Annotated in this window: 22 protein-coding genes; 13 read left to right on the forward strand and 9 right to left on the reverse strand. The window is 64.5% G+C overall.

All coding sequences use genetic code 11. The features are described 5' to 3' along the window. Positions 1–37: 37 nt before the first annotated feature. Positions 38–925, reverse strand: a complete 888-nt coding sequence (locus PCLY_RS01195; RefSeq protein ID WP_061237421.1) for a LysR family transcriptional regulator — start codon at positions 923–925, stop codon at positions 38–40. A gap of 89 nt (positions 926–1,014) precedes the next feature. Between PCLY_RS01195 and PCLY_RS01200 the strand changes: the two genes are divergently transcribed. The 4 genes from PCLY_RS01200 to PCLY_RS01215 all read left to right on the forward strand — a co-directional run bounded on the left by PCLY_RS01200 (position 1,015) and on the right by PCLY_RS01215 (position 4,480). Continuing rightward, positions 1,015–1,347 (forward strand): DMT family transporter, encoded by a 333-nt coding sequence (locus tag PCLY_RS01200; RefSeq protein ID WP_061237422.1) that lies wholly within the window; start codon positions 1,015–1,017, stop codon positions 1,345–1,347. Positions 1,348–1,447: 100 nt separating this feature from the next. Then, on the forward strand, positions 1,448–2,623 hold the full coding sequence (locus tag PCLY_RS01205; RefSeq protein ID WP_061237423.1) for an NAD(P)/FAD-dependent oxidoreductase: 1,176 nt from the start codon (positions 1,448–1,450) through the stop codon (positions 2,621–2,623). Continuing rightward, complete coding sequence (locus tag PCLY_RS01210; protein ID WP_061237424.1) at positions 2,620–3,429, forward strand: aldo/keto reductase; 810 nt, start codon at positions 2,620–2,622, stop codon at positions 3,427–3,429. The genes PCLY_RS01205 and PCLY_RS01210 overlap by 4 nt, the downstream gene beginning before the upstream one ends. A gap of 142 nt (positions 3,430–3,571) precedes the next feature. Continuing rightward, the gene (locus PCLY_RS01215) at positions 3,572–4,480 is read left to right on the forward strand and encodes a hypothetical protein (protein ID WP_061237425.1); all 909 of its coding nucleotides are present in this window, start codon (positions 3,572–3,574) and stop codon (positions 4,478–4,480) included. Between the two features lie 13 nt (positions 4,481–4,493). Here the strand turns inward: PCLY_RS01215 and PCLY_RS01220 are convergent, their stop codons facing one another. After that, complete coding sequence (locus PCLY_RS01220) at positions 4,494–6,014, reverse strand: AhpA/YtjB family protein (RefSeq protein ID WP_061237426.1); 1,521 nt, start codon at positions 6,012–6,014, stop codon at positions 4,494–4,496. Between the two features lie 174 nt (positions 6,015–6,188). Between PCLY_RS01220 and serB the strand changes: the two genes are divergently transcribed. After that, positions 6,189–7,403 (forward strand): phosphoserine phosphatase SerB, encoded by a 1,215-nt coding sequence (gene serB, locus PCLY_RS01225; RefSeq protein ID WP_061237427.1) that lies wholly within the window; start codon positions 6,189–6,191, stop codon positions 7,401–7,403. 61 nt (positions 7,404–7,464) lie between these two features. Here serB and PCLY_RS01230 read toward each other — a convergent pair whose 3' ends face one another. From PCLY_RS01230 to PCLY_RS01250, 5 genes are all read right to left on the reverse strand, one after another. Next, positions 7,465–9,534: an EAL domain-containing response regulator gene (locus tag PCLY_RS01230; RefSeq protein ID WP_061237428.1), complete on the reverse strand. Its 2,070-nt coding sequence runs from the start codon at positions 9,532–9,534 to the stop codon at positions 7,465–7,467. A gap of 62 nt (positions 9,535–9,596) precedes the next feature. Next, positions 9,597–11,399, reverse strand: a complete 1,803-nt coding sequence (locus tag PCLY_RS01235) for a hypothetical protein (RefSeq protein WP_061237429.1) — start codon at positions 11,397–11,399, stop codon at positions 9,597–9,599. Between the two features lie 167 nt (positions 11,400–11,566). Continuing rightward, the gene (gene asd, locus PCLY_RS01240; RefSeq protein WP_061237430.1) at positions 11,567–12,427 is read right to left on the reverse strand and encodes an archaetidylserine decarboxylase; all 861 of its coding nucleotides are present in this window, start codon (positions 12,425–12,427) and stop codon (positions 11,567–11,569) included. 69 nt (positions 12,428–12,496) lie between these two features. Then, positions 12,497–13,312: a rhodanese-like domain-containing protein gene (locus PCLY_RS01245; protein ID WP_061237431.1), complete on the reverse strand. Its 816-nt coding sequence runs from the start codon at positions 13,310–13,312 to the stop codon at positions 12,497–12,499. Between the two features lie 50 nt (positions 13,313–13,362). Then, entirely contained in the window at positions 13,363–14,886 is a 1,524-nt protein-coding gene (locus PCLY_RS01250) for an HDOD domain-containing protein (RefSeq protein WP_061237432.1), read from the reverse strand. Between the two features lie 120 nt (positions 14,887–15,006). Here PCLY_RS01250 and motA point away from each other — a divergent pair, with 120 nt between their 5' ends. Both motA and motB read left to right on the forward strand, forming a co-directional pair. After that, positions 15,007–15,858, forward strand: coding sequence for a flagellar motor stator protein MotA (gene motA / locus PCLY_RS01255; protein WP_061237433.1), 852 nt, complete (start codon positions 15,007–15,009; stop codon positions 15,856–15,858). A gap of 3 nt (positions 15,859–15,861) precedes the next feature. After that, entirely contained in the window at positions 15,862–16,866 is a 1,005-nt protein-coding gene (motB, locus tag PCLY_RS01260) for a flagellar motor protein MotB (protein ID WP_061237434.1), read from the forward strand. On the opposite strand, the gene rsgA is transcribed toward motB, so the two are convergent. Beyond that, positions 16,860–17,891, reverse strand: coding sequence for a small ribosomal subunit biogenesis GTPase RsgA (gene rsgA, locus PCLY_RS01265; protein ID WP_061237435.1), 1,032 nt, complete (start codon positions 17,889–17,891; stop codon positions 16,860–16,862). The genes motB and rsgA overlap by 7 nt on opposite strands. 90 nt (positions 17,892–17,981) lie before the next feature. Between rsgA and PCLY_RS01270 the strand changes: the two genes are divergently transcribed. Then, positions 17,982–18,776: a class I SAM-dependent methyltransferase gene (locus tag PCLY_RS01270; RefSeq protein ID WP_061237436.1), complete on the forward strand. Its 795-nt coding sequence runs from the start codon at positions 17,982–17,984 to the stop codon at positions 18,774–18,776. A 31-nt stretch (positions 18,777–18,807) separates the two neighbouring features. After that, positions 18,808–19,350, forward strand: coding sequence for an oligoribonuclease (gene orn / locus PCLY_RS01275; RefSeq protein WP_061237437.1), 543 nt, complete (start codon positions 18,808–18,810; stop codon positions 19,348–19,350). A 54-nt stretch (positions 19,351–19,404) separates the two neighbouring features. On the opposite strand, the gene queG is transcribed toward orn, so the two are convergent. Further along, positions 19,405–20,469, reverse strand: a complete 1,065-nt coding sequence (gene queG, locus PCLY_RS01280) for a tRNA epoxyqueuosine(34) reductase QueG (RefSeq protein ID WP_061237438.1) — start codon at positions 20,467–20,469, stop codon at positions 19,405–19,407. Between the two features lie 61 nt (positions 20,470–20,530). Here queG and PCLY_RS01285 point away from each other — a divergent pair, with 61 nt between their 5' ends. Genes PCLY_RS01285 through mutL form a run of 4 tightly spaced genes read left to right on the forward strand, consistent with a single transcriptional unit; the run spans position 20,531 to position 25,803 of the window. Next, positions 20,531–22,030 (forward strand): NAD(P)H-hydrate dehydratase, encoded by a 1,500-nt coding sequence (locus tag PCLY_RS01285; RefSeq protein WP_061237439.1) that lies wholly within the window; start codon positions 20,531–20,533, stop codon positions 22,028–22,030. Then, positions 22,018–22,485 (forward strand): tRNA (adenosine(37)-N6)-threonylcarbamoyltransferase complex ATPase subunit type 1 TsaE, encoded by a 468-nt coding sequence (tsaE, locus tag PCLY_RS01290; protein ID WP_061237514.1) that lies wholly within the window; start codon positions 22,018–22,020, stop codon positions 22,483–22,485. The genes PCLY_RS01285 and tsaE overlap by 13 nt, the downstream gene beginning before the upstream one ends. Before the next feature lie 10 nt (positions 22,486–22,495). Further along, entirely contained in the window at positions 22,496–23,923 is a 1,428-nt protein-coding gene (locus PCLY_RS01295; RefSeq protein ID WP_197432117.1) for an N-acetylmuramoyl-L-alanine amidase, read from the forward strand. An 8-nt stretch (positions 23,924–23,931) separates the two neighbouring features. Next, positions 23,932–25,803 (forward strand): DNA mismatch repair endonuclease MutL, encoded by a 1,872-nt coding sequence (gene mutL / locus PCLY_RS01300; RefSeq protein ID WP_061237441.1) that lies wholly within the window; start codon positions 23,932–23,934, stop codon positions 25,801–25,803. The last annotated feature ends 40 nt before the right edge of the window (positions 25,804–25,843 follow it).

The raw sequence follows: 25,843 nt of genomic DNA on the forward strand, positions 1-25,843 counted from the left end.
GCAGCTTATCGCTGCCGGCCGGGTGCTGGAAGGGCGATCATGCCGGTGGCCGCAACAGCTCGCGTGCCAGGCAGTCCGCCAGCCAGTTGGCGGCGGGGCCGAGCGCGCCGTCGCGGCGGCGGACCAGTTCCACCACCAGCGGCAACGGCGCCCAATCGCTGCGCAGTTCCTGAAGGTGGCCCTGGTAGGTCGGATACTGCGCCACGTGACGTGGCAGCCAGGCCCAGCCAAGACCGCGAACCACCAGCTCGGCCATCGCGTAGAAACTGTCGGCGCGCCACACCAGCGGACTGATCTGTTCACCGCCGGGGTAGTGGCTGTCCTGCGGCGTCATCAGCAGTTGGCGGTGTTCGGCCAGGTCGCGGCGCTCCACACTGTCGAGGCCCGCCAGTGGGTGTTGCGGGCTGCACACCGTGACCATCTCGATGGTGCCCAGGCGTTGGCTTTCCAGCTCGCGGGGCATCAGCTCGTGATGAAACAGTAGGCCGAGGTCCGCCTGGCGCTGCAGCAGCTTGCGCGCCACGTCGCCCTGTGCGCCGCTGGAGAGCTGGACTTCGAGCAGGGGAAAGGCCTCGGCCAGTGCCTCCAGGCTGGCCAGTACCGGCTGGTAGGGCATGGCCTCGTCCTGTGCCAGGCGCAGGCACGCCTCTTCGCCACGTGCCAGGCCAAGCGCGCGGCCGTCCAGTCGCTCACACTGCTGCAAGACGCTGCGGGCCTGTTCCAGCAGCGCGGCGCCTGCCTCGGTCAGGCGCGGCTGGCGCCCGCTGCTGCGTTCGAAGAGGGTAACGCCGAGATCGCTTTCGAGCAGGGCGATGGCGGTGCTGACGGCCGATTGCGCGCGGCCGATTTGCCTGGCGGCGGCGGAAAAGGATCGGCTCTCGGCGGTGCGGACGAACAGTTGTAGCTGATCGAGATTCCAGTTCATGGCCGGCCTATATTCAAAACAGATAGGTAATGACTTTATCCCATCATGGAAGAACTTAGAATCGAGACCCTCTTTCAGGAGTCGCCATCATGCCCGGATATCTCTATCTCGCCATTGCCATCGCGGCCGAAGTGGTCGCCACCACCTCGATGAAGGCTATCGACGGTTTCAGCAAGCCATTGCCGCTGTTGCTGGTGGTCGGCGGCTACGCGATCGCCTTCTGGATGCTGATTTTGGTGGTGCGGACCATTCCGGTGGGCATCGCCTACGCTATTTGGGCGGGGCTGGGCATCGTCCTGGTCAGCCTCGCCGCGCTGGTCATCTACCAGCAGAAACTCGATCTACCGGCTGTGCTCGGTATGGGCCTGATCGTCAGTGGGGTGGTGGTGATCCAGCTGTTCTCCAACTCCACCGGGCACTGATGTCCGCGCCTGCCTGAAGCCGCTCGGTGCACCAGGTGCACCCGGCGGGGCTTGCCTGAAGCCGTTATACTGCGCGCCTGTTTTTCGCCGAGGCCCGTTCATGTCCCAGTCTCTCAGCACCGATGTTCTGATCGTCGGCGGCGGTATCGCCGGCCTTTGGCTCAATGCGCGCCTGCGTCAGCAGGGCTTCGCTACCGTCTTGGTGGAGCGCGGCAGCCTGGGTGGCGGGCAGAGCCTGAAGTCGCAGGGCATCATCCATGGTGGCGCCAAATATGCCTTGCATGGCGCGCTCACCGGCGCCTCCGAAGCCATCGCCGATATGCCGCGGCGCTGGCGCGAAGCGCTGGCCGGTAACGGCGAGCTGGATCTTTCCGGCGTGCGCATCCTGTCCGATGCCCACTACCTGTGGTCACCGGGCACCCTGGCCGGCAACCTCACCAGCTTCTTCGCCAGCAAGGCGGTGCGCGGCCGGGTCGATCAGGTCAAGGGTGAGCAGTTGCCGCCGGCGCTGCAGCATCCGAAGTTCAAGGGCAAGGTCTACCGACTCGCCGAACTGGTGCTCGATGTGCCGAGCCTGATCGCGCGCCTGGTCGAACTGGCTGGCGATGGTCTGCTCGCCGCTGAACGTATCGAAGCGCTGCAGGACAATGGCGAGCTGTGCGGGCTGATCGTCGACGGCCGCGAGATTCGTGCGCAGCGCGTGGTGCTCAGTGCCGGGGCCGGCAATGCCGAACTGCTCGCTGCCCTGGGCGTCGAGCAGCCCGCGCAGCAGCTGCGCCCGCTGCATATGGTGCTGGCCAAGGGGCCGGCACTGAAACCGCTGTATGCGCATTGCCTTGGCGGCGGATCTAAACCGCGAGTCACCGTTACCACTCATCCGGCCGCCGATGGCCAGTGGGTCTGGTACCTCGGCGGCGATCTGGCTGAGGCGGATGGCGTCGGCCGCGATGAGGCCGCGCAAATTCAGGCTGCGCAAAAGGAAATGGCCTCGCTGCTGCCCTGGGTCGATCAGAGCCAGACGCGCTGGGCGACACTGCGCGTCGACCGCGCCGAGCCTGCACAGTCGGGGCTGGTGCGCCCGGACAACGCCTTCCTCGCCGAGCAGCGGCGCCTGCTGGTGGGTTGGCCGACCAAGCTGGCGCTGGCGCCGGACTTCGCCGACCGCGTACTGGCCACGCTGAAACGCGACAACGTGCAGCCGGCCGGGCATGCCGCGCTGCCTGAGCTGCCGCGCCCGGCGCTGGGGCAGCCGGTCTGGGAGGCGCTGTTGCCATGAACACTCTGCATGATCTGCATCGCCCGCTGGGCTCCACCGGCTTGAGTGTTTCGCCGCTGGGTCTGGGCACGGTCAAGCTCGGCCGTGACCAGGGCGTGAAGTACCCCAACGGTTTCACCATTCCCGATGATGCGCAGGCCCTGGCCTTGCTGCAGCAGGCGCGCGAACTGGGTATCAACTTGATCGACACCGCGCCGGCCTACGGCGTCAGCGAGCAGCGCCTCGGTCCGTTGTTGCGGGGCCAGCGTGATCAATGGGTGATCGTCAGCAAGACCGGCGAGGAGTTCGTGCAGGGGCAGTCGCACTTCGACTTCTCTCCCGCGCATACGCGTCTTTCGGTCGAGCGCAGCCTCAAGCGCCTGGAGACCGATCGTATCGACCTGCTGCTGGTGCATTCCGACGGCAACGATCTGGCGGTGCTGGGGGAAACGGGAGTCTACGAGACACTGGCGCAGCTCAAGCAGGAGGGCAAGATTCTCGCCTACGGTATTTCCGGCAAGACCGTCGAGGGCGGACTCCTGGCGCTGGAGCAGGGCGACTGTGCCATGGTTACCTATAACCTGAGTGAGCAGGGCGAAAAGCCCGTACTGGACTACGCTGCCAGTCACGCCAAGGGGATTCTGATCAAGAAGGCGCTGGCCAGTGGGCATGCCTGTCTGGCCGAGGGTGTCGATCCGGTGCGTGCCAGCTTCGAGCTGATCTTCGCTCATCCAGGCGTCAGCAGCGCCATCGTCGGCACCATCACGCCGGCGCACCTGGCGGCCAATGTCGCGACTGTCGCGGCGGTTTTGCAGGGTATCCGCTGAGGTCCTCGGTCACGTCCTCTTACAGCCTTGGGTTGTGCTGGGTGGTCGGCTTGGGGCAGCCTTGAGCGGTTTTCGCTTCAACCTGATCCTCGCGTGAGGGCCCTTCACCGGCTCTCACGTCCAGCCGGAACAAGGAGTCGAGATGTCGCGTACGCTGATCCGCAAGGACCCGAGTAACTTCAAGACCCTGCCGCTGTTCGTCGAGGCCAGCCCCGATGGGCTGAGCTACCAGAGCCTGGGGCAGCCGCTGAATTTCCAGCAGATGCTCGAACGCCGTCGCCCGCTAGAGGTGGCGGATAGCTCGCGTTTCTCCGTCGAGCTGGCCAATCTCGGTGTATCCGTACGCCTGACCCTGCGCCTGCATGGCCGTGATTACTGGTTGCTGGTGCGTCAGCGGCGTCCGGATCGGGGTGACACCGTACTCAAGCTGATTTCCGGCTATGTGCCGGCGCATGAGCTGAACCTGCCGCTGCTCACCGCCATTCAGGAGGTCGCCGAGGAGTGCCTGCTGGAAAGTGCCGATGGTTGGCTGGGCGGGCGTTTCGCCGATACCTGGTTGCCTACGCCCTATCAGGACACGCTGCGTTATCGCGAGTCGAGTCACTTTCGACTCAGTCCACTGTCTGGCGCCGCGCGGCCGGTGCAGTGCGGCAACCTGACCTTGCTCGAGCGCCCGCGCGCCTATGTGCATCTGCCCACGGCGTCCTTGCAACTGGTCTACGACCTGAGTCTGGAGTTGCCGCGCGACGCTCGCCAGTTGAGCCTGTTCCACGTCGACGAGTGCCTGGAAGACGGCCGCCTGGTGGCGCGCCTGGAGCGTCGGCGGCCGGATATCTTCTTGTTGGCGCTGCAGCGCGGAGTGCCCAGTGGAGGGCTGTTCACCTTGCGCAAGGGTGAGCTGTTGCCCGCCAGCACCCGAGGGGTGTGGCTGTCGGAAAGTTTTGCCGAGCAGGATGGCTGGCTGGTGCGCGACGAGCGGATTCGCTGGAAGGACTGGCTGCAGCGCTACGGCGTGAAGACGCCGCAGCGGCGAGCCTTGGTCAGCGCCTAGTCGAGGCCGGGCGTCACTGCGCCCGGCTGTCGTGCATGCGCGTCAGTTGCCGTTCCAGCAGTGCCGGGTAAGGATCGAGCAGGCGCTCCACGCAGCTGGCACCTTCCGGGCTGGCGATCGGGCGGATGCGGGCGCGCTGGCGAGCCAGGGCATCTTGCGCAACGCGTTGTTCGACCAGCAGCAGATTACGGCTGTGTTGCGACAAGGCCAGGGCGTCCAGGGCGCTGTCGCTGAGCAGCAGGTCGGCCTGGCCCAGCTCTTCCAGATCACGGCCCAAGGTCAGCCCGAGCTGTAGTTGCAGGGTGATGCCGCTGTCGGCGACCTCAATCTGCAGGGCGTGGCCCAGGGCGCGCATCAGCTCACCGCAGCAGATGGCGTGGGTCAGGTAGTCCTCACCGCATTCGCGTTCATGGAACAGCATGAGACTGCTGCCGTCCTTGAGCGTGTGCAGTCGCCCCTGATACAGCGCGGAGGCCTGCTCCAGGCAGCCCCGATAGCGATCCAGCAGATCCAGCAGTCGCGTCCGCGGCAGGCGCCGCAGTTGTTCCTGCGCGCCGAGTTGAATGGCCAGCACGGCGCTGGTTTGCGAGGGGCGTGGGGCCTTGGCTGCCGGCGTAGGCGTTGCGGAGTCGTCACGCAGGTCGGAGAAGGGATCGTCCGGCTCTATCGACTCGGGCCAGGGCTTGAGCGGCTCGTCCTCGTCCTCGTGCAGGTCCGCTTCGTCGAACTCATGCTCGGCGCGGGGCTCGCGAGGTTCGTCGGCAGGCTCGTCGTGCAGATAGTCTTCGCTGTTATCGTCCAGCAGTGGCTCGTCATCCAGCTCCGGCTCGGGCTCCGGCTTTTCCGGTACCAGTCGAGCCTGCAGTTGGCGCGCCAGATCGCCGATCTCGTCGTTGCGCCCCGCGCCTGGCGCAGGGTCGTCCGGGTCACGTAGCCACAGGCGCATTTGCAGCAATGGCGTGGAAATGTAGCGGCCCAGGCGCATGCTCAGCGACAGGGTCAGGGCCAGCAGAATGAGGCTGAGAATGCCCATGCTCTGCAAGCTGATGGTCATCGGCTGCTGGAACTGGCCCATGTCCAGGCTTATGCGCAACTGCCCGGCGATCACCTCCTGGAAGGTGATGGGCGTGGAGTAAAGGCCCTCGGTTTCGCCCAGTACGCTGCGCGTCGGACGCGACCCGGCTTCGGCGAGGATGCGGTTATCCACGCTGTAGATGGCGGCATGGGCCACCAGTGGGTTCTTCGCCAGATTGTTCAGCAGCACATTGAGGCTGAGGATGTCGTTGGACACCAGCAGTTCGGTGGCTGACGCCGCTGTCTGGGTGATCAGTGCCTGGCCCAGTGCATCGGCCTGTTGCTGCATGGCCTGCTTGAACTGCATGCCCATGACCCAGGCATAGATGACCATCGCCAGGGCTACCAGCAGCAGGCTGTGGCTGGCGATGCGCAGCACCAGGGGCACCCGCCGCTGACGCAGCGCGTGGAAGATCATGATGAAGAAATTATCGGGTTTGGCGGGCGCGGGCCGGTTCACAGAGCACGGCTCTTGTCGACTGAAGTTGCCGCGCAGTATAGCGAGCGGCCTGGAGTGGGCAAAGCGCATGGCTGCCCGGATCGGCGGGAAACTGGGTAGAATGTGCGCCTTTTCGTCGGTCGGTGGTCAATTCGCCGCTGGCCTGCCTCAATCGCTTGCCTTGGAGGGTGCGTCTTGCGCGAAATCGTCCTGATCAATATCACCGGCGAAGATCGCCCCGGACTCACCGCTGCCATCACTGGCGTGCTGGCTCAGGGCGGGGTGAACATCCTCGATATCGGCCAGGCGGTGATCCACGACACCCTGTCGTTCGGCATCCTCATCGAGATTCCGGACAACGGTCGCTCCCAGTCGGTGCTCAAGGATCTGCTGTTCACTGCCTACGAACTCGACCAGCAGGTACGTTTCACGCCGGTTTCGGAAGACGACTACCGGCAGTGGGTTGGTGGCCAGGGCAAGGCCCGCCATATCGTTACCCTGCTGACACGCAAGGTCAGCGCCGAGCAGTTGCAGCGCGTCAGTGCCATCACCGCCAAGTACGGCCTGAATATCGATCATATCGACCGTCTTTCCGGGCGTATGCCACTGGACATGCCGGCCGAGCAGGGCAAGGGCTGTATCGAGTTCTCGGTGCGTGGCGAGCCAGCCGATCCTGCAGCCCTGCGCGCCGAGTTCCTCAGCGTGGCGCAGGAGCTCAACGTCGACATCGCCTTCCAGCGTGATTCGGTGTTCCGTCGCAATCGCCGCCTGGCCGTATTCGATATGGACTCGACGCTGATCGAGGCCGAGGTGATCGACGAACTGGCCAAGGCCGCGGGTGTCGGTGAGCAGGTTGCCGAAATCACCGAACGCGCCATGCGCGGCGAGCTGGATTTCCGCGCCAGCTTCAAGGAACGCCTGGGCTTGCTGCAGGGGTTGTCGGAGGACGTGCTGGAAGAGATCGGCGCGTCCCTGCGCCTGACCGAGGGCGCCGAGGTGCTGTTCGCCGAACTCAAGCGCCTGGGTTACAAGACTGCGATTCTGTCGGGCGGCTTCACCTACTTCGCCAGGCAACTGCAGGCCAAGCTGGGTATCGACTACGTGTTCGCCAACGAGCTGCAGATCGAGAACGGCAAGGTTACCGGCGTGGCCGTCGAGCCCATCGTCGATGCCCAGCGCAAGGCCGATCTGCTGCGCGAGCTGGCGCAGAAGGAAGGCCTGCAGCTGGAGCAGACCATCGCCGTTGGCGACGGTGCCAATGACCTGCCGATGCTCGGCCTGGCCGGTCTCGGCGTGGCCTTCCGCGCCAAACCACTGGTCAAGCAGTCGGCCAAGCAGGCAATCTCCACCTTGGGCCTGGACGGCATCCTCTACCTGCTAGGTTTTCGCGACCGCGAGGGGCAGGACTGAGCCAAGGTATTTCGGAAATGAAAAAGCCGCCTGAACAGGCGGCTTTTTCTTGGGCGCGGGTTTATTCGTCGCCGGCCGAGAAGTCGTAGTCCATCGACTGGCTCGGGCCCTGCAGGTAGTAACCCTGAATGAAGTTGACCCCGGCCTGCCACAGTGTGGCCAGCACGCTGGCGCTCTCGACGAAGGGCACGATGGTCAGCTTGGCCTGGGCATGCAGGCTGCTGAGCAGCGTCTTCAGCGCTTCCTGGTTGTCGGCGTTGGTCAGGTCCTGGGAGAACGAGCCGTCGACTTTGACGAAGTCCACTTGCAGGTGCTTGAGCGTGTTGAATGGGTTCAGCGCGCAGCCGAACTGGCTCAGCGCCGCCTTGCAGTGCAGCTCCGCCAGGCCCTGGGTCAGGGCCTTGGCCTGCTTCAGGTAGGCGATGGCATCTGGCTCGCTGAACTGGAACACCAGTGAATCCGACGGCAGGCGTGCAGCCTTGAGCGCGACGCTGAGCCAGGGCAGCAGTGTCTGGTCTTGCAGGCTGGCGCTGGACAGGTGCACGAACAGACGCGTGTTGTGACCTTTGGAGCGATGATCGGCCAGCAACTTGATCGAGTTGAGGATCACCCAGCGGTCGATCTTCTCGCCCAGCCCGGCGTCCTTGGCGGCTGCGAGGAACTGCATCGGCGGCACCTCTTCACCCTGCGGGCTGAGCAGGCGCAGCAGTACTTCATAGTGTTCGTGGGCATCGCCACGCAGGCTGATGATCGGCTGGAACAGCAGGCGGAAGCTGTTGTTCTCCAGTGCCTGCTGCACCATCGCCAGCAGGTTGCCGCGGTTGGCGGCGGCAGCCAGTTCGTCGGCCGGGTTGAACAGCTTGATGGCATTGCCATCGTTGAGTTCATCCGCGCAGCGGTGCGCACGGTCGATGACTTCCTGGGCCTTGGCGGTTTTCTCGCTGAGGCCGGCAACGCCTACCGACAGCGTGGTCTGGGCGGTGCGCCCGCTGACGTCGAACAGGTGGCCTTCGACCTTCTTCAACAGCGCTGCCAGACTGGCTTCGCATTGCTCGGGCGTCTGGCCCGGCAGCAGGGCGGCGAACACGTCGTCACCGAAGCGGGCCAGCTGGGTTTGCGCCGGGAAGTGCGCGCGCAGCAGGCCAGCCAGGTCAGTCAGCAGCAGGTCGATGCCGGCCAGGCCGATTTCGCCCTGCATGCTGGCGCAGCGGTCGACGCGGATGTACGCCAGGGTCGAGGGCTGGCCAGTGCTGATGGCGCGCTCGGCAGCGTTGTCCATCAGTTCGAGGAAATGGTTGCGGTTGAACAGGCCGGTGACCAGGTCCTGGCTGCTGATCTCGCGCAGTTTCTCTTCCAGTTCGGCGTTGGAGGTTTCCGCGCGAATCACCACCTGAATGCACGGCTCGCCGTCGTAGGTGGCCGGCGAAAAACTCATCTGCGCGGCGAAGCTGCTGCCGTCGGCTCGCACGCCCTGGCAGTTGAGCTCGGCGTGGCCTTCGGCGCTCTGGTAGTTCTTCAGGAAGTCCTTGAAGGACCCATGATCGGCACTGGCAATCAGGTCGATCATCGGCATGCCTTCGAGCTCGTCGCCATCTTCGTAGCGGAACAGCTCCAGGTACGCACGGTTGGCGTAGATGTGCATGCCTTCGTGGACATAGGTGATGGCGTCCACCGAACTCTCGAGCAGCAGCTGGCAGCGTTTCTCTGCCTCGCGCAACGCCACTTCCGCGGCGCGGCGGGCGCGGCGCTCCTCGAGGTTGGCCAGCTCGCGCTTGGCCACCAGCACCAGGCGCTCGTCCTCGCCTTGCGGCAAGGCATCCTGGGCGCCGAACAGGAGCGCCTCGGTAATGATCTCCGAGTCGTTGTCTTCGATCAGCTGGATGACCGGAATATCCTTGGCCTGGCGGCGGATGGCGGTAATCGCCTCGCTAGGCTCGAGCTGCTCGCTGCTTGGCGCGCAGATCAGCAGATCCCAGGTCTGTTGCAGGGTCTCTGCAAGGTCGTCGCTGGAGGTCAAACGGTGCACACGGGTGGCGTGACCGGCGTTGCGGAACAGACTGACCAAGCGCTCAGCTTCGTTCTGCGAGTCTTCGAGAATCAGCAGGCGGATGGTTTTTTTTTCGATGGCCATAGGGGAGTCAATACCGCGCCGAACGGACGCGAAAAGGCGACAAATGGTGAGTCTGGCGGAGCCTACAGCGACTTCCAGAGCGAGTCAAAATCTTCCTCCCCGGCAGGCTTCTGGCTTTGCGAGGCTGTGACCGGTGTCCCGGCTGCGCCTTCTTCTTCGCCCACGCGGCGGTACTCGAACTGACTGAAGCTGCCGGTGCTGACCTGCTTGTGGGTGAGCATGGCGCGATGCTCCTCGCCGTGGTCGTTGATCATCACCTTGCTGCCCTCCTGGAACGGCAGGCGCGGGGTGATCAGGCTGGCAGGGCGGGAGATGGCGCTGATTTCCGGCAGCAGCAGGGCGCGCAGGTACTGGCTGCTCTGTTCGGATTTGCGCAGCAGCTGCAGGCCGCATGGGCGTGCATGCGGGGCGATCAGTTCGATGCCCATCTGCGTGCCGCCACCGCGAACCTGGCGAATCCAGCGCACGATGGCCACGCTCCAGCCCTGGCTCGGGTTGTCCTGCACGCCGAGCAACTCGCCGGCCTGCAACTGGCTGGGCACGTCCTTGGGCCAGGACAGGCAGTAGCCGCCTGGGCTGTGATTGACGATGGCCAGCGGGAAGGTCGGATAGTCCTCGCTGCTGCTCGTGGGTTGCGGCTGTTCGCCAGGCGTCACCTTGGTGTACTGGATTTCTTCGAAATGGATTTCGTCAGCGGCAGTGCGCTGAGCGTCGAAGGCGTTCGACCAGACGTCAGGCTCGCCGGTCGTTGGCTTGAATACCGCGGCGCCCAGTTCGACCGGACGCTTGAGTACTTCGGCGAAGCTGCGCTTGCCGGAGAGGAAGAAATGCAATGCGGTCATGCCGATGCACAGGGTCAGGTTGCCCTGGCCCGGTGTGCGCTGGAAGGTGCGCTCGGCGATGTCACCCCAGGCTGCTGCGACATGTTGTAGCAGGTCGAGGCTGATGCCTTCCGGAATCATCAGGCGCGATTTGCTGCGCTCCTCTTCCGGCAGTTCGAGGTATTCCTTGATCGCATCGACCAGTGGCTGCGTATCGATACCCAACAGGTTGTGCAACTCGCTGCTCTGGTACAGCGACTTGTAGCGTGGTGGGCCGTCGATCTGCGGCGCCAGTACGAACAGGCTGTCCGGATGGTCACCCGGCTGCAGCTTGACCAGCGTGCTCCAGGGCTCCAGCGCTTCTGCCAGGCGGGCGATGCCGTTCTGCCGCATCTGGTTGGTGCGGGCGCAGCCTAGCAGCAGTGCGGTCACGTAGGACTGTTCGGTGCTCAGGCCTTGGGTGTGGCGGGCCAGTGGATCACGAATGACCTGACGCTGCAGGCGTTGCTCGCAGGCGATCTGATACAGCTGGTGCAGCTCCAGCCAGAGTCCCTCGGGCACCGGGCAGTAAAGCTGGCTGGCGCGGATCAGCGGGCTGCACAGGCTGTGGCTGGCGCGTTGCAGGGCGACGGCGAGCAGTTGCTCGCGATCCTTGCCGCTGCGGCTGATAACGCGGGAGATGATCAGTTTGTAGCCGACGGCCAGGTGGTTCTGCAGCGCCTGGCACAGGTTGGCTACCTTACGTGGGCGCTCATCGAGCACGATGGCCTGGTTGAGGAAGTGCCGCTCCAGATGCTGGCAGACGAAGCTGACCTCCGGGCGCAGCAGCTCGAGCAGTTGCAGGCGGTTTTCCGAAGGGGTGAGGAGTTGGTTGAGTTCCACCAGGCTCTGATACAACTGCCGCGCGGTTTCACCGATGTTCGCCTTGGGTAGGCCTGCAATCCAGCGTTTGAGATCGCGGGGAGTGCCGTCACAGAAGCTGAGGCTCTGCTTGCTTGGCGTGGGTACGCGCAGTAGCTGAAGGTGGGTACTCTGTTTATCCATCAAACTTGGAGGCTCCGGCCACGCACTAGCAAGCGGCTCTAGTAATAGTCTTTCGAACTCTAGCAGCATCTGGCTGCGCTGGCAGCCCGTCCACTTGGACGGGCAACCCAGGCAGGGTATGGATCTTTGACCAGACCGTCGTTATGCGGGTTCCTGTTCCTTGGCGTTCAGCCCTGAGCGTTGCCCAGCAGTTGGCCCATGCGTACCGCGCTGCCGGCATCCAGCTCTGCGGCCCATTGCACCTGATTCGGGCCGAACAGGACGATGGCAGTTGAACCCAGTTTGAAACGACCCATTTCCGCTCCTGTGGCCAGTTCGATCGGGCCGCGCGCATGCGCGTCATAGCGAGTGCTCTTCAGTTCGCGCTTGGGCGGCGTGACCAGCCCGGCCCACACGGTTTCGACGCTGGCAACGATCATCGCGCCGACCAGTACCACGGCCATCGGGCCGCGCTCGGTATCGAACAGGCAGACCACGCGCTCGTTGCGGGCGAACAGTTCAGGTACGTTCTCCGCCGTGGTCTGGTTGACCGAGAACAGGCGGCCCGGCACGTAGACCATCTCCTTCAGTGTGCCGCCCAGTGGCATGTGCACGCGGTGGTAGTCCTTGGGCGAGAGGTACACGGTGGCGAACTGGCCGCCCATGAACGGTGCCGCGCGCTCGGCATCACCGCCGAGCAGTTCGACCGCACTGAAACTGTGGCCCTTGGCCTGGAAGATGCGGCCATGCTCGATGGCGCCGAGCTGGCTGATAGCGCCGTCGGCAGGGCTGAGAATGGCGCCGGGGGTTTCATCCAGCGGGCGGGCGCCATCTTTCAGGGCGCGGGTGAAGAAGGCGTTGAAGTGCTCGAAGGCGCGCAGGTCTTCGACTTGCGCTTCGCTCATGTTGACCTGGTATTGCTTGGCGAACCACGAGATCAGTGGATTCTTCAGCCAGCCGATACGGCATTCGGCGACGCAGCCGATCAGGCGCGACAGCAGGTGGTGAGGCAGCAGGTACTGGCTGAGGATAAAGAGACGTTGTTTCATCGTGCTTCCTTGAAGGTTCTGAACCGGCACTGGCTTGGCCAGGCCGGGGATATCTGATCGTCGACGCGTTCAGCGTTCGATGGGGGTATCGGGCAGGTTGCCCCACTCGGACCAGGAGCCTGCGTAAGCCTTCACGCGCGGATAACCGAGCGCCTTGGCGACCACGTAGCTGAAGCCGGAGCGGCGGTGCGTCTGGCAGTGGGTGATCACTTCCTTGTCGGGCGTGATGCCCAGGCCTTGCAGAACGTCGGCGATGTCGGTGCGGATGCGCATGCCGCGCTGTGGGTCCATGCCGGCCGTCCACTCGAAGTGGGTGGCGCCGGGGATATGCCCGCCACGTGCCGAGCTGAGTTTTTCGCCGCGGTACTCATCTGCGCCGCGCACGTCCCAGATGGCCATGTCGCTCTGCCCCAGGCGCGACTCTATGTAGTCGCGGGTTGCTGTGGGGGCATCGCTCAGCGTCAGTTGCACTTCGCTGCGGGTGACGCTGGGTACTTCCTGGCTCAGCTCGAGACCGTCGCCGACCCAGGCCTGCAAGCCGCCGTTGAGGAAGTGGTAGCGCTGATGACCGATCACGTCGAGCAGCCAGATGAAACGACCGGCCCAGGGGCCGCCTTCGTCGTCGTAGACCACATATGTGGCGTCCGGGCGGTGACCGATGTCGGCGAACAGCGCCTCCAGCTTGGGGCGCTCGGGACACAGGCCGGGAGCCGGCGGCTGGCCCAGCTGCGTGCGCTTGGCATCGACCCAGCGCGCGCCGGGGATATGGCCCGCTGCGTAGCGTGCTGCGCCGCTCAGGTCGAGCAGGATCAGATCGCTGGCGTCCAGGCGTTCGGCCAGCTCGGCCGGCTCGATCACCAGGGGCAGGTTGTCGAAGGCGGACATGACGGCCTCCTCGTATGAAAAGAGGTCGATTGTAGCGGAAACAGGTCGCTTCAGCGCCCGCGTCTGGAAAAGCTGCCGAGCGCGCGTTCGATGCACTGCACGGTCTTGCCGAAAGCTTGCAGGCTCAGGTCGTTGAGCGGCTGGCCGCCCTGGTCCGCGACTACCAGCATCACCACCCGGCCATTGCTGGCCAGCGAGCGCAGCAGCAGGTGCTCGCTGGGAAACAGTGCCTTGAGGTTGCCCGGCAGCAGCGCCGAGAACTGCGCCACGTTGCCGGGTGTCAGGCGCAACTGACCCGGCGCGCTGAGCAGGCGCTTCAAGACCTGGCTCTGTGCCGGGTCGAGGCTGAGGTTGGCTGCTCTGGCCTCCAGGCCGGCCTGCTGCTGGGTTTGCAGGCGGGTGTGCTGGCGATCGGCAAGCAGCAGCAGTACGCGCTTCAGGCCGCACGCCTGCAAGGCGTCGCGGGCGCAGCCAGTCAGCTGCGGCACGTTGGCGAAAACACTGGGCTCGGCGAGCAGGCGTGCACAGTGCTGACGCCAGGTGGCGAGGTCATCGCGTTTGGGTGGCGCCGCGACGCTCGCGGCTGGCGTCAGGCGGTGGGCGTCCCAAGGCCAGATCAGCGCCTGCGCCGGGTGCCAGAGTGTAGGGTCATGAATCAGGCGTGCGCTGCTCACGGCGTGCTGATGCACTTCCTGCTGCAGCTCGTTCAGAGGTATCTGCAGATACAAACCGGTCAAGCGCTGCCAGCGCAGGCTGTGTGCGCTGTTCCAGGCCTGGTGCGCCGATACCGCGAGGCCGTTGGCCAGCAGCACGCAGTTGCCCGGATGAGTGAGCCAGTGTCGCAAGGGCGTGTCGGCGTCGAGCATCTGCTGTTGATGCAGGGGATGTTCATTGTCGCGGGCGATGTGCAACGCCTTGACCAGTTGGCGTCGATCTCGCTCCAGCAAACGGTAGCTGCGTACGATCCATTCGGGCAGGCGCCAGCGCTCGGCCAGTTTGACGCACAGCTGAATCAGGCTGACGCCGAGCAATTCCTTTTCGACCACGGCAGGGCGCTCGCCCTTGAGCAGTACGCGCTGCTCCCAGGCTTCGAAGAGCTGAGGATGAGCGCACAGCAGCGGCCAGATAGGGGAGAGAAACAGCAGGCTGCAGCCGTGCAATTCATTCCACAAGCGCGCCAGGCGTGCGCCGAACAGGCCGCGAGCCTGTTGGCTGGCGTGCTGGCTGATCAGCAGGATCTGCTTGAATGCCAGAGGCATGTCACTTTCTGGCAGGGCCGGTGCAAGGTTGAGCAGGGCTTCACAACGACTCAGGCCCAGACGCGAAAGGGCGGTCTCGACGCTTTCAGCGGGGTCGCTGAGGCTGTTGTTCGACTGGTTGGCTTCACGTAGTACCTGCAAGGCAAAGGAGGGACTTGCCTCTATCGCCTCGGCAATTTCGCGCCAGGTCCGGCGGCTGTCGGCGAGGATGCGACGCAGACGCAAATGCTGCTGCTGCTCGATTGGCAGTGGCAATTTGCCCAGTTGTTGTGCCCAGGCATCTAGCGTGCGCGGCAGGGACTTTGACGTCGACATATTGGCTCGAGTCGAAACTGGCTTTTGACCATAACTGGCTATAGTCTGGCGTATAAGCTCCGATAATTAGAAGGGTTGTTTTTAATAACCCACCCTCTTGGCTCTTCAAGCGTTTCTTTCATGGCAAAAATCATAGGCATCATCGTCGTTTTCGGCTGCGTATTCGGTGGGTTCGTGCTATCGGGCGGTCATCTGATGGCACTGGTCCACCCCTTCGAAGTGATGATCATCGGTGGTGCGGCGCTCGGGGCATTCCTGCAGGCCAACCCCGGCAGCATGTTCATGACTGTGTTCAAGAAGTCGCTGAGCATGTTCGGCAGCCGTTTCACTCACGCCTATTACCTCGAAGTGCTCAAGCTGCTGTACGAGATTCTCAACAAGAGCCGCCGTGAGGGCATGATGGCCATCGAGGCGGACGTCGAGGACCCCAACGCCAGCCCGATCTTCAGCAAGTACCCTGGCGTGCTCAAGGATGCGCGGATGACGGCGTTCATCTGCGACTACCTGCGCATCATGTCCTCCGGCAACATGGCGCCGCACGAGCTGGAGGGCCTGTTCGACATGGAGCTGGCCAGCCTCAAGGAGGAAGTGGAGCACCCTGCCCACGCAGTGGCCAAGGTCGCCGACGGCATGCCGGCCATGGGTATCGTGGCGGCGGTACTGGGTATCGTGATCACCATGTCGATTCTTGCCGAGGCCGACAACGCGCAGATCGGCGAGAAAGTGGGTACGGCGCTGGTCGGTACCTTCCTCGGTATTCTCGCTTCCTACGGTTTCTTCGGTCCGCTTTCGGGGGCCCTGGAGCATGACGCCAAGGAAGAGTTGAACCTTTACGAGGCGATCAAGGCGACGCTGGTCGCATCCGCTTCCGGCATGCCGCCGACCCTGGCTGTCGAGTTCGGGCGCAAGGTGCTGTACCCAGCGCATCGCCCGAGCTTCAGTGAGCTCGAGCAGGCCATGCGCGGCAACTAAGCCATGGAAAATAACCAACCCATCATCGTCAAACGGGTCAAGAAGACCGCTGGCGGGCACCATGGCGGTGCCTGGAAGATCGCCTTTGCCGACTTCGCTACCGCCATGATGGCGTTCTTCCTGGTGATGTGGCTGATGTCCTCGGCCACGCCTGAGCAGAAACGCGCGATTTCCGGTTACTTCCAGGACCCTATCGGCTTTACCGAAAGTGCCAGTCCCTATGCCATCGACCTCGGCGGCACGCCGACGCCGGCTCCCGAGCGGACGCTCAATCCGGACGTTTCCGAGACGCCGGAAAGCCAGCCGGATGAGACGGGGGTCAGTACGGATCAGGTCGAAACCCTGGCCGAGAAAATGGAGCAGGAGCGTCTGGAGCTGCTGCTGCAGGAGCTGCAGAACAAGGTCGAGGAAAACCCCGAACTGCAGCGTTTCAAGGACCAGATTCTGTTCGAGATCACCCAGGATGGCCTGCGCATCCAGATCATGGACGCCGAGAACCGGCCCATGTTCGCCCTCGGCAGTGCTGATCTTCAGCCCTATTTTGAAGACATCCTGCTGGCCATGGCCGACACCATTCGGGCGGTACCGAACAAGATCAGCGTCAGCGGTCATACCGATGCCAAGCCTTTCGCGGGGCGCGGCGATTTCGGCAACTGGGAGCTGTCCTCCAATCGCGCGAATGCCGCGCGGCGAACCCTGGTGGCGGGTGGGTATCCGGACGAGCAGGTGGCGCGGGTCGTCGGTTATGCCTCGTCGGCCCTGTTTGACCGTGAGGATCCGTTCAATCCCGTCAACCGGCGCATTGATATCGTCGTGCTGACCAAGAAGGCGCAGCGCGCGATCGAGGGCGAGCAGGGTGCGGGTACGGAGCCGTCAGCTCAAGAGCCGACGCCCGCCGGCACTGCGCCTGCGCAGCCGGCCGACGCACTGCCGGCCGATCAACTGCGTGAGCGGTTGAATATCTTCGAGAATGGCAACAGCCCGCTCGAGCAACTGAACAATCAGTAATCGTCTTGCGGCAGGCTGGCGAGAATGTGCCGGTAGCTGGCCATGCGCTGAGGCTGCACGCGGCCGTCCTCCAGGGCTTGCAGCAGGGCACAGCCGGGCTCGCGGTCGTGCTTGCAGTCACGAAAACGGCAACGCCCGAGCAGGTCGTGGAATTCGATGAAGCCGGCTTCCACATCGTCGCGGCTGACATGGCCCAGGCCGAATTCGCGGATGCCGGGGGAGTCGATCAGCTGACCGCCGCCAGGGAAATGGAACAGGCGCGCGGTGGTGGTGGTGTGCGTGCCCTTGCCGGTCAACTCCGACAGTGCGCCGACTCGGGTGTCGACCCCAGGCAGCAGGCTGTTGACCAGGGATGACTTGCCCACCCCGGACTGGCCGACGAAGACGCTGACGTGGCCATCGAGGCGCTTCTTCAACTGCTCCATGCCATCGCCCTGATGGGCCGAGACCTCCAGCAGCGGGTAGCCCAGCTGGCGATAGACCGCGAGCAGCGTATCCAGCGCCACCTTGTTCTGCTCGTCGATCAGGTCGGCCTTGTTCAGCAGCAGCAGGGGGCTAATGCCGGCATGTTCGGCGGCGACCAGGTAGCGATCGATCAGGTTGGCGTGCGGTTCGGGCAGGGGCGCGAAAACGATGACGATCAGGTCGACGTTGGCGGCCACCGGCTTGAGCTGGCCGCGCATGTCGGGGCGGCACAGTTCGCTGTTTCTCGGCAGCTGCGCGACGATGACGCCGTCACCCTGATTGCCGGGGCGCCAGACCACCTGGTCGCCGGTGACCAGCGCCGGCAGGTTGGCGCGTAGGTGGCAGCGAAAGATCTGGCCGGCCGACTCGCCCTGTAAACCCTCGATCTCCACTTGCACACCGAAGTGCGCAATCACCAGGCCGGTCTGTTCCGGGCCCAGGTCTCCGCCTTCCAGTGCTTCCACCGCCCGCGATTCGCGTTTGGCGGCGCGAGCGGCGCGTTCGCCCTGAATCTTTTCGATACGCCAGCTCTGGCGGCGGTTGAGTTGGCGTTTGGCCATGGAGTTTCCGGGGGGTAGTGGAGTGTTGATCGCGGCGAGTTTAGCATGAGCGCTTGGTGGCCATTCGGCTGTCAGGAGCAGAGGCTGGCAATGATGACAGGCGGGGAGGGGGCGGTGCTGCGGCTGCCGCTGCTGCGTGCTCTTTTGGCGCAGGGATTGGCCATTGCGCTGGTGGTGGTGCTGGTCTATCTGTTGGCCTTGCTGCCCTGGCGCATGTCGCTGTTTTCGGTGGCCCTGCTGCAAGGCGTGCTGGCCGCCGGCATCGGTTGGCGCCTGGGGCTGTCGCGTTGGTGGTTGTGGATAAACCTGGCATTTCTGCCGGCGCTGCTGATGCTGCAGCGCGTCGATTTGCCGGCCTGGCTGTTCCTGCTGGGGTTCGTGCTGCTGCTTCTGGTCAACTGGAACAGCTGGCGCGAGCAGGTGCCGCTTTACTTGAGTGGGCGCAAGGCGCAGCAACGTCTGCAGCAGTGCTTGAGCGAGCTTGAGCCGCCGCTGCGTTTCGTCGATCTCGGCTGTGGCACCGCAGGCACCTTGCTGCGGCTGGCTCGGCAGTTCCCGCGCGGGCAGTTCGTAGGAGTCGAGACGGCGCCGCTGCTTTTCGTGCTCGCCTGGTTGCGCTGCCTGTTGCAGGAAAACTGCAGTATTCGCTATCGCAGTATCTGGCGGCTCGATTTGCGGTCTTTCGATGTCGTTTACTGCTTTCTCTCGCCTGCGCCGATGCCTCGCCTCTGGGCCAAGGCGCAGGCTGAGATGACTGCCGGCAGCTGGCTGATCAGTAATACCTTCGAGATTCCCGGGGCGCCGGCCGACCGGCAGCTGGAGGTCAACCAAGGACGGCAGACCTCGCTGTTTCTCTGGCAGATCAGGGGAGCGGATATCCGCTAGACTTGGCGCCTGAGTCTAGGAGCAGCCAACCATGCAAAACCCCAACAACCTGATCTGGATCGACCTGGAAATGACCGGCCTGGAGCCGGAGCACGACGTGATCATCGAGATGGCCACCATCGTCACCGATAGCGAGCTGAACGTGCTGGCCGAGGGGCCGGTCATCGCCATCCATCAGAGCGACGAGACCCTGGCCGGTATGGATGAGTGGAACACTCGCACCCATGGCCAGAGTGGCTTGACCCAGCGTGTGCGTGACAGTCGGATCGACGCCGCTACGGCCGAGGCGCAGACCATCGCCTTTCTCGAGCAGTGGGTGCCGAAGGGCAAGTCGCCGATCTGCGGCAACAGCATCGGTCAGGATCGTCGCTTCCTCTACAAGTACATGCCGGCGCTGGAAGCCTACTTCCACTACCGCTACCTGGACGTGTCGACGCTGAAGATTCTGGCGGGGATGTGGGCGCCCGAGGTCAAGGACAGCTTCGAGAAAACCGGCACGCACCAGGCGCTGGATGACATTCGCGAGTCCATTGCCGAGCTGCGCCACTACCGTAAGCACTTCCTCAAGGTCTGAGTCGGCCCGTCCTGTAGGGCGTAGCGGGCGATTCCCTCGCCGGTTGCAGCTGGGTTAGAGCGCGCCATGCCGATCCAGCGCCCACTCGACATGCTCGCGCACCAGTTCCGATGGGTGTTCCCGGCGTGCCTGCAGGGCCTGTAGCACCGGGATGGTCGAGGGCGCGTTGCCCAGGCCGACTGCCAGGTTGCGCAGCCAGCGCTCATAGCCGGCGCGGCGTAGCGGCGAACCCTCGGTTCGGCTGAGAAACTCCTCTTCCGTCCATAGGAACAGTTCGGCCAGGCCGCTGTTGTCTAGGCCGTGGCGTGGCTGGAAATCGCCCTGCTCGGTGGGGCGGGCAAAGCGGTTCCAGGGGCAGACGATCTGGCAGTCATCGCAGCCGAACACGCGGTTGCCGATTGGCGCGCGCAGTTCTTGCGGGATCGAGCCCTTGAGCTCGATGGTCAGGTAGGAGATGCAGCGCCGGGCATCCAGCATGTAGGGGCCGGCGAAGGCGGCCGTGGGGCAGATGTCCATGCACGCGCTGCAGCGCCCGCAATGTTCGCTGGTATGCGGGGTATCGACAGGCAGTGCAATGTCGACGAACAGCTCGCCAAGGAAGAAATAGCTGCCAGCCTTGCGGTTGAGCACCAGGGTGTTCTTGCCGATCCAGCCCAGGCCTGCCTTTGCGGCGATGGCCTTTTCCAGGACTGGGGCGCTGTCGACGAAGGCGCGGTAGCCAAATGGGCCGATCCGCTGCTGGATGCGTTCGGCCAGTTGCTGCAGGCGCTTGCGGATCAGCTTGTGGTAGTCGCGGCCCAGTGCGTAGCGCGACACGTACGCCTGCTCCGGCTCCTTCAGGCGCTGAGCCATCTGCGTATCGCCGGGCAAGTAATCCATGCGCAGGGACACCACGCGCAAGGTACCGGGCACCAGCTCATCCGGGTGCGAGCGTTTGCTGCCATGGGCGGCCATGTAGTCCATTTCGCCCTGGTAGCCGGCCGCCAGCCAGCGTTGCAAGTGCGCCTCGTGCTCACCCAGCTCGACATCGGTAATGCCGACCTGCTGAAAGCCCAGCTCGCGCCCCCAGTCCTTGATCGACAGGGCGAGGGCATTGAGGTCGAGTGTTTGATTGGACATGAGGCGGGCGCGGGCGATGGACGTGGGTATAATTCTGCCAGACATCCGTCGTGAGCGAGTCATGCATCCACTTCCCGCTTCTTTGCCCATGAGCCTGCACAGCGCTGAACAGGTGCGCGCTCTGGATGCCCAGCTGATAGCAGCTGGTACGCCTGGTTTCGAATTGATGCAGCGTGCCGCCCATGCTGCCTGGCGTGCCCTGCGCAGGCGCTGGCCGGAAGCGGGCGAAATCACCGTGCTGGCTGGGCGTGGCAATAATGCTGGTGATGGTTATCTGATCGCCGCCCTGGCGCAGCGCGCGGGTTGGCGCGTGCGCGTGCTGGCGGTAGGGGATCCGGCCGCGCTCAGTGGTGACGCCGCCCAGGCCTGCGCCGAAGCCCGGCGTGCGGCTGTGGAAATTCTGCCCTGGAGCGAATGCGCGCCCTTGGCTGGGGTCGTGGTCGATGCCTTGCTCGGTACGGGCCTCAGTGGTGCGGTGCGAGAGCCCTATGCCCAGGCGATTCGCATGCTCAATCAGAGCGCGTTGCCGGTGCTCGCCGTGGATATCCCCTCCGGTTTGCATGCGGATACTGGCGCGCGGCTGGGTGTGGCGGTGCGCGCCGATCTGACCATGACCTTCATCGCCCTCAAGTTGGGCCTGCTGACGGGCGTTGGCCCCGAGCTGTGCGGCGAACTGCAGTTCGACGGCCTGCAGGGCGACGCGCAGCTGTTGGCAGATGCTCCCTGCGAGGCGCTGCGCCTCGATCCGGGGAACTTGCCGCGCCTGGCTGCTCGTTCGGCGCTGGCGCACAAGGGGCAGTTCGGCCACCTGTTGGTGGTGGGCGGCGATCTGGGCATGGGCGGCGCTGCGCTGCTGTGCGCCGATAGCGCGCTGCGCGCTGGTGCCGGCATGGTGTCTCTGGCGACGCGAGCCGAACATGTCGCGGCGGCGCTGGTGCGGCGCCCCGAAATCATGTGTGCTGCGGTGGCTTCGGCCAATCAGCTGTTGGCACTGATCGAGCGCGCCGATGTCTGCGTAGTAGGCCCAGGCCTGGGGCAGGGCGCTTGGTCGCGCAGTTTGCTGTCTGGCGTCTGTGCTTTCGATGCGCCGCAGGTCTGGGATGCCGATGCGCTGAATCTGCTGGCTGCCGGGCAGGTCACGTCGCCGCGTCAGGGCGTGTTGACCCCGCATCCGGGTGAGGCCGCGCGTTTGCTGGGCGTCGATACTGCCGAGGTGCAGGCTGATCGACCGGCTGCGGCGCGGGCGCTGGCGCAGCGTTTCGGGCTGGTCGTGGTGCTCAAGGGCGCTGGCAGCCTGATCGCGGCGCCGGACGGGCGTTTGGCGTTGTGCGATCGCGGTCATCCGGCGATGGCTGGTGCGGGGCTGGGCGATGTCCTGGCAGGCCTGGTCGGCGCGCTGCTGGCGCAGGGGATGACCGCATACGATGCCGCCTGCCTGGCGGTATGGCTGCATGCGCGAGCTGGCGAAATGCTCGCCGCGCAAGGGCGTGGGTTGGCTGCCGGTGATCTGTCCGGCGCCATTCGTCAGTTATTGGAGGAGTTGTGTCCTTGTGTAAAGTGAAGCTCGAAGCGGCTGAGGAGGCCGTGATGATGGCCTTGGGCGCGCGGATCGCTGAGGCCAGTGGTGGCGTCGGCATCATCTATCTGCATGGCGACCTGGGCGCCGGCAAAACCACCCTTTCCCGTGGCATTCTGCGCGGCCTGGGCCACGCCGGTGCGGTCAAGAGCCCGACCTTCACCCTGGTCGAGCCCTATGAAATCGGTGATCTGCGCGCCTTTCACTTCGATCTTTATCGCCTGGTCGACCCCGAAGAACTGGAGTTCCTCGGGATCCGCGATTACTTCGAAGGTGATGCCCTGTGCCTGATCGAGTGGCCGCAGCGTGGTGCGGGCGTTTTGCCAAAGCCGGACATGGACATTACCATTAGCCCCCAAGCGAGCGGCCGTTCGCTGTTGCTGCAGGGGCACGGGGCTCGTGGGGAGGCCTGGTGCAAGGCCCTGAGCGGCAAGCAATGAATAAGAAGCGATGGGGTTGGTTATGCGCATAGGCGCGCTGGTTACCGCTGTTGGGGTGTTGTTGGTGGCCCTGGCTGCCGAGGCGTTCGCTGCCTCCGATGTGCGTGGCGTACGCCTGTGGCGTGCCCCTGACAATACCCGCCTGGTCTTCGACCTGTCCGGCCCGGTGCAGCACAGCGTGTTCACCCTTAGCGCGCCGGATCGCATCGTTATCGACGTCAGTGGCGCCAAGTTGGCCACCAATCTCGACCAGCTTTCCCTCGCCAATACTCCGATCACCGGTGTGCGTTCTGCCCAGCGCAGCGCCGATGACCTGCGCGTGGTCATCGACCTTTCTGCGCCGGTGTCACCGAAGAGCTTCACCCTGGCGCCGAATCAGCAGTATGGCCATCGCCTGGTGGTCGATCTGTTCGATCAGGGCAGTGCGCCGCCGGCTACGCAGGTGCCCAGCGTTGCCGCCAGTGCGCCACCCGTGCCGGTCACGCCGACCCAGCCGCCACCCAAGCTGACGCCCGTGCCCAATGGCAAGCGCGATATCGTCGTGGCCATCGATGCCGGCCACGGCGGTGAAGACCCCGGCGCGCTCTCGCCGGTCAAGGGGCAGTACGAAAAGAACGTGACCCTGGCCATCGCCAAGGAGCTGCAGCGGCAGATCAATGCCGAGAAAGGCTTCCGTGGCGAGCTGGTGCGTACCGGTGACTACTTCATCCCGCTGCGCAAGCGCACCGAGATCGCGCGCAAGAAGGGCGCCGATCTGTTCGTGTCCATCCATGCCGATGCCGCGCCGCGTTCGTCGGCCTTCGGTGCGTCGGTCTATGCCTTGTCCGAACGCGGCGCTACTTCCGAAACCGCGCGCTGGCTGGCCGACGCCGAGAACCAGTCCGACCTGATCGGTGGTGCCGGCAACGTCAGCCTCGACGACAAGGACAAGATGCTCGCCGGCGTGCTGCTGGATCTGTCGATGACTGCCTCGCTGTCATCCAGCCTCAACGTCGGGCAGAAGGTCCTGTCGAACATGGGCGGCATCACCCCGCTGCACAAGCGCCGCGTCGAGCAGGCGGGCTTCATGGTGCTGAAATCGCCGGATATTCCTTCGATCCTGGTGGAAACCGGATTCATCTCCAATCCCAATGAAGCGAGAAAGCTGCACACGGCTAGCCATCAGCAGGCGCTGGCGCGCTCCATCACGTCCGGGGTCAAACAGTTCTTCCACGAGAACCCGCCGCCCGGCACCTACGTTGCCTGGCTGCGTGATGAAGGCAAGATTGCCGCCGGCCCGCGAGAGCATGTGGTGGCGCGCGGAGAGAGCCTGGCGCTGATCGCTCAGCGCTACCAGATCAGCCTGGCGTCGCTGCGTGGTGCCAACAAGCTCAAAGGCGACGTGATCAAGGTTGGCCAGACATTGCAGATACCCGCCACAGCGTTGGCGGCCCAGTAGTGAGTGTCATGTCCCGTATTCATTTGCTCAGCCCGCGCCTGGCCAACCAGATCGCCGCGGGTGAGGTGGTCGAGCGTCCGGCTTCGGTCGCCAAGGAACTGCTGGAGAACAGCCTGGACTCAGGTGCCCGGCGTATCGATGTCGAAGTCGAGCAGGGCGGCGTCAAGCTGCTCAAGGTGCGCGACGATGGTGGCGGTATCGCCCCTGACGACCTGCCGCTGGCACTGGCGCGCCACGCGACCAGCAAGATCCGTGCTCTGGAAGACCTCGAGGCCGTGCTCAGCATGGGCTTTCGTGGCGAGGCGCTGGCGTCGATCAGTTCGGTGTCGCGCCTGACCCTCACCTCGCGTACCGCCGACGCCGATCAGGCCTGGCAGGTGGAAACCGAAGGGCGCGACATGGAGCCGCGGGTGCAGCCCGCCGCGCATCCGGTGGGCACCTCGGTGGAGGTGCGTGACCTGTTCTTCAATACCCCGGCGCGGCGCAAGTTCTTGCGCGCCGAGAAAACCGAATTCGACCACCTGCAGGAAGTGATCAAGCGTCTGGCGCTGGCGCGTTTCGACGTCGGCTTCCATCTGCGTCACAACGGCAAGACCGTGCTCAGCCTGCATGAAGCGAATGACGATATCAGTCGCGCGCGCCGTGTTGCCTCGGTCTGCGGCTCGGCATTCCTCGAGCAGGCGCTGCCGATCGAGATCGAGCGCGGCGGCCTGCGGTTGTGGGGCTGGGTTGGTCTGCCGACCTTCTCTCGCAGTCAGGCGGACCTGCAGTACTTCTACGTCAATGGGCGCATGGTGCGTGACAAGCTGGTTGCCCATGCGGTGCGCCAGGCCTATCGCGACGTGCTGTTCAACGGACGTCATCCGACGTTCGTGCTGTTTCTGGAAATCGATCCGGCGACGGTGGACGTCAACGTCCACCCGACCAAGCACGAAGTGCGTTTCCGTGAAAGTCGCATGGTTCATGACTTTCTCTACGGCACCTTGCATCGCGCTCTGGCCGATGTGCGCCCGGAAGACCAGGTGGCCGCTCCGGCCGCCGTATCGCCCATGCTGCGCCCGAGCGGCCAGGCTGCCGGGGAGTTTGGCCCGCAGGGCGAAATGGGCCTGGCGGCCAGCATTCTTGAAACGCCTGCCGCCAGCGTACAACCGGCCTGGCGGGGCAGCGGCGCCGGATACCAGCAACCAGCAGGTAGCCCGGGTGTATCGACTGGTGAAGCCCAGGCTGCGTATCGCGAATATTTTTCGCCATTGCCGACGGCCCAGGTCCAGCCCATGCCGCAGGAGCAGGGCGACATCCCGCCGCTTGGCTATGCGGTGGCGCAGCTCAAGGGCGTCTATATCCTCGCCGAGAATGCCCAGGGCATGGTGGTGGTGGACATGCACGCTGCCCATGAGCGGATTACCTACGAGCGCCTGAAACATGCCATGGCCAGCGAAGGCCTGCGTGGGCAGCCGCTGTTGGTGCCCGAGTCCATCGCCCTCAGCCAGCGCGAGGCGGATTGCGCCGAAGAGCATGGCGAGTGGTTCCAGCGTCTGGGTTTCGAGCTGCAGCGACTCGGAGAGGAGTCCTTGGCAATTCGCCAGATTCCTGCGCTGCTCAAGCAGGCCGAGGCCACGCAGCTGGTGCGCGACGTGCTGGCCGATTTGCTGGAGTACGGCACCAGCGACCGTATTCAGGCGCATCTCAACGAGTTGCTGGCGACCATGGCCTGCCATGGCGCGGTGCGCGCCAACCGGCGCCTGACCATTCCCGAGATGAATGCTCTGCTGCGGGACATGGAGCAGACCGAGCGCAGTGGTCAGTGCAATCACGGTCGTCCGACCTGGACGCAACTGAGCATGGATCAGCTCGACAAACTGTTCATGCGCGGCCAGTAATCGAGCTGGTGAGGCCCGGTTTGCAGGGCTTCTTTCTCCC

Source organism: Ectopseudomonas composti, assembly GCF_001567565.1.
GTDB lineage: Bacteria > Pseudomonadota > Gammaproteobacteria > Pseudomonadales > Pseudomonadaceae > Aquipseudomonas > Aquipseudomonas composti_A.

What these genes read in the sequence shown, in the direction of transcription:
- PCLY_RS01195 (WP_061237421.1), bottom strand. Translation starts at nt 925, where the DNA reads ATGAACTGGAATCTCGATCAGCTACAACTGTTCGTCCGCACCGCCGAG.
- PCLY_RS01200 (WP_061237422.1), top strand. Translation starts at nt 1,015, where the DNA reads ATGCCCGGATATCTCTATCTCGCCATTGCCATCGCGGCCGAAGTGGTC.
- PCLY_RS01205 (WP_061237423.1), top strand. Translation starts at nt 1,448, where the DNA reads ATGTCCCAGTCTCTCAGCACCGATGTTCTGATCGTCGGCGGCGGTATC.
- PCLY_RS01210 (WP_061237424.1), top strand. Translation starts at nt 2,620, where the DNA reads ATGAACACTCTGCATGATCTGCATCGCCCGCTGGGCTCCACCGGCTTG.
- PCLY_RS01215 (WP_061237425.1), top strand. Translation starts at nt 3,572, where the DNA reads ATGTCGCGTACGCTGATCCGCAAGGACCCGAGTAACTTCAAGACCCTG.
- PCLY_RS01230 (WP_061237428.1), bottom strand. Translation starts at nt 9,534, where the DNA reads ATGGCCATCGAAAAAAAAACCATCCGCCTGCTGATTCTCGAAGACTCG.
- PCLY_RS01235 (WP_061237429.1), bottom strand. Translation starts at nt 11,399, where the DNA reads ATGGATAAACAGAGTACCCACCTTCAGCTACTGCGCGTACCCACGCCA.
- asd (WP_061237430.1), bottom strand. Translation starts at nt 12,427, where the DNA reads ATGAAACAACGTCTCTTTATCCTCAGCCAGTACCTGCTGCCTCACCAC.
- PCLY_RS01245 (WP_061237431.1), bottom strand. Translation starts at nt 13,312, where the DNA reads ATGTCCGCCTTCGACAACCTGCCCCTGGTGATCGAGCCGGCCGAGCTG.
- PCLY_RS01250 (WP_061237432.1), bottom strand. Translation starts at nt 14,886, where the DNA reads ATGTCGACGTCAAAGTCCCTGCCGCGCACGCTAGATGCCTGGGCACAA.
- motA (WP_061237433.1), top strand. Translation starts at nt 15,007, where the DNA reads ATGGCAAAAATCATAGGCATCATCGTCGTTTTCGGCTGCGTATTCGGT.
- motB (WP_061237434.1), top strand. Translation starts at nt 15,862, where the DNA reads ATGGAAAATAACCAACCCATCATCGTCAAACGGGTCAAGAAGACCGCT.
- rsgA (WP_061237435.1), bottom strand. Translation starts at nt 17,891, where the DNA reads ATGGCCAAACGCCAACTCAACCGCCGCCAGAGCTGGCGTATCGAAAAG.
- PCLY_RS01270 (WP_061237436.1), top strand. Translation starts at nt 17,982, where the DNA reads ATGATGACAGGCGGGGAGGGGGCGGTGCTGCGGCTGCCGCTGCTGCGT.
- orn (WP_061237437.1), top strand. Translation starts at nt 18,808, where the DNA reads ATGCAAAACCCCAACAACCTGATCTGGATCGACCTGGAAATGACCGGC.
- queG (WP_061237438.1), bottom strand. Translation starts at nt 20,469, where the DNA reads ATGTCCAATCAAACACTCGACCTCAATGCCCTCGCCCTGTCGATCAAG.
- PCLY_RS01285 (WP_061237439.1), top strand. Translation starts at nt 20,531, where the DNA reads ATGCATCCACTTCCCGCTTCTTTGCCCATGAGCCTGCACAGCGCTGAA.
- PCLY_RS01295 (WP_197432117.1), top strand. Translation starts at nt 22,496, where the DNA reads ATGGGGTTGGTTATGCGCATAGGCGCGCTGGTTACCGCTGTTGGGGTG.
- mutL (WP_061237441.1), top strand. Translation starts at nt 23,932, where the DNA reads ATGTCCCGTATTCATTTGCTCAGCCCGCGCCTGGCCAACCAGATCGCC.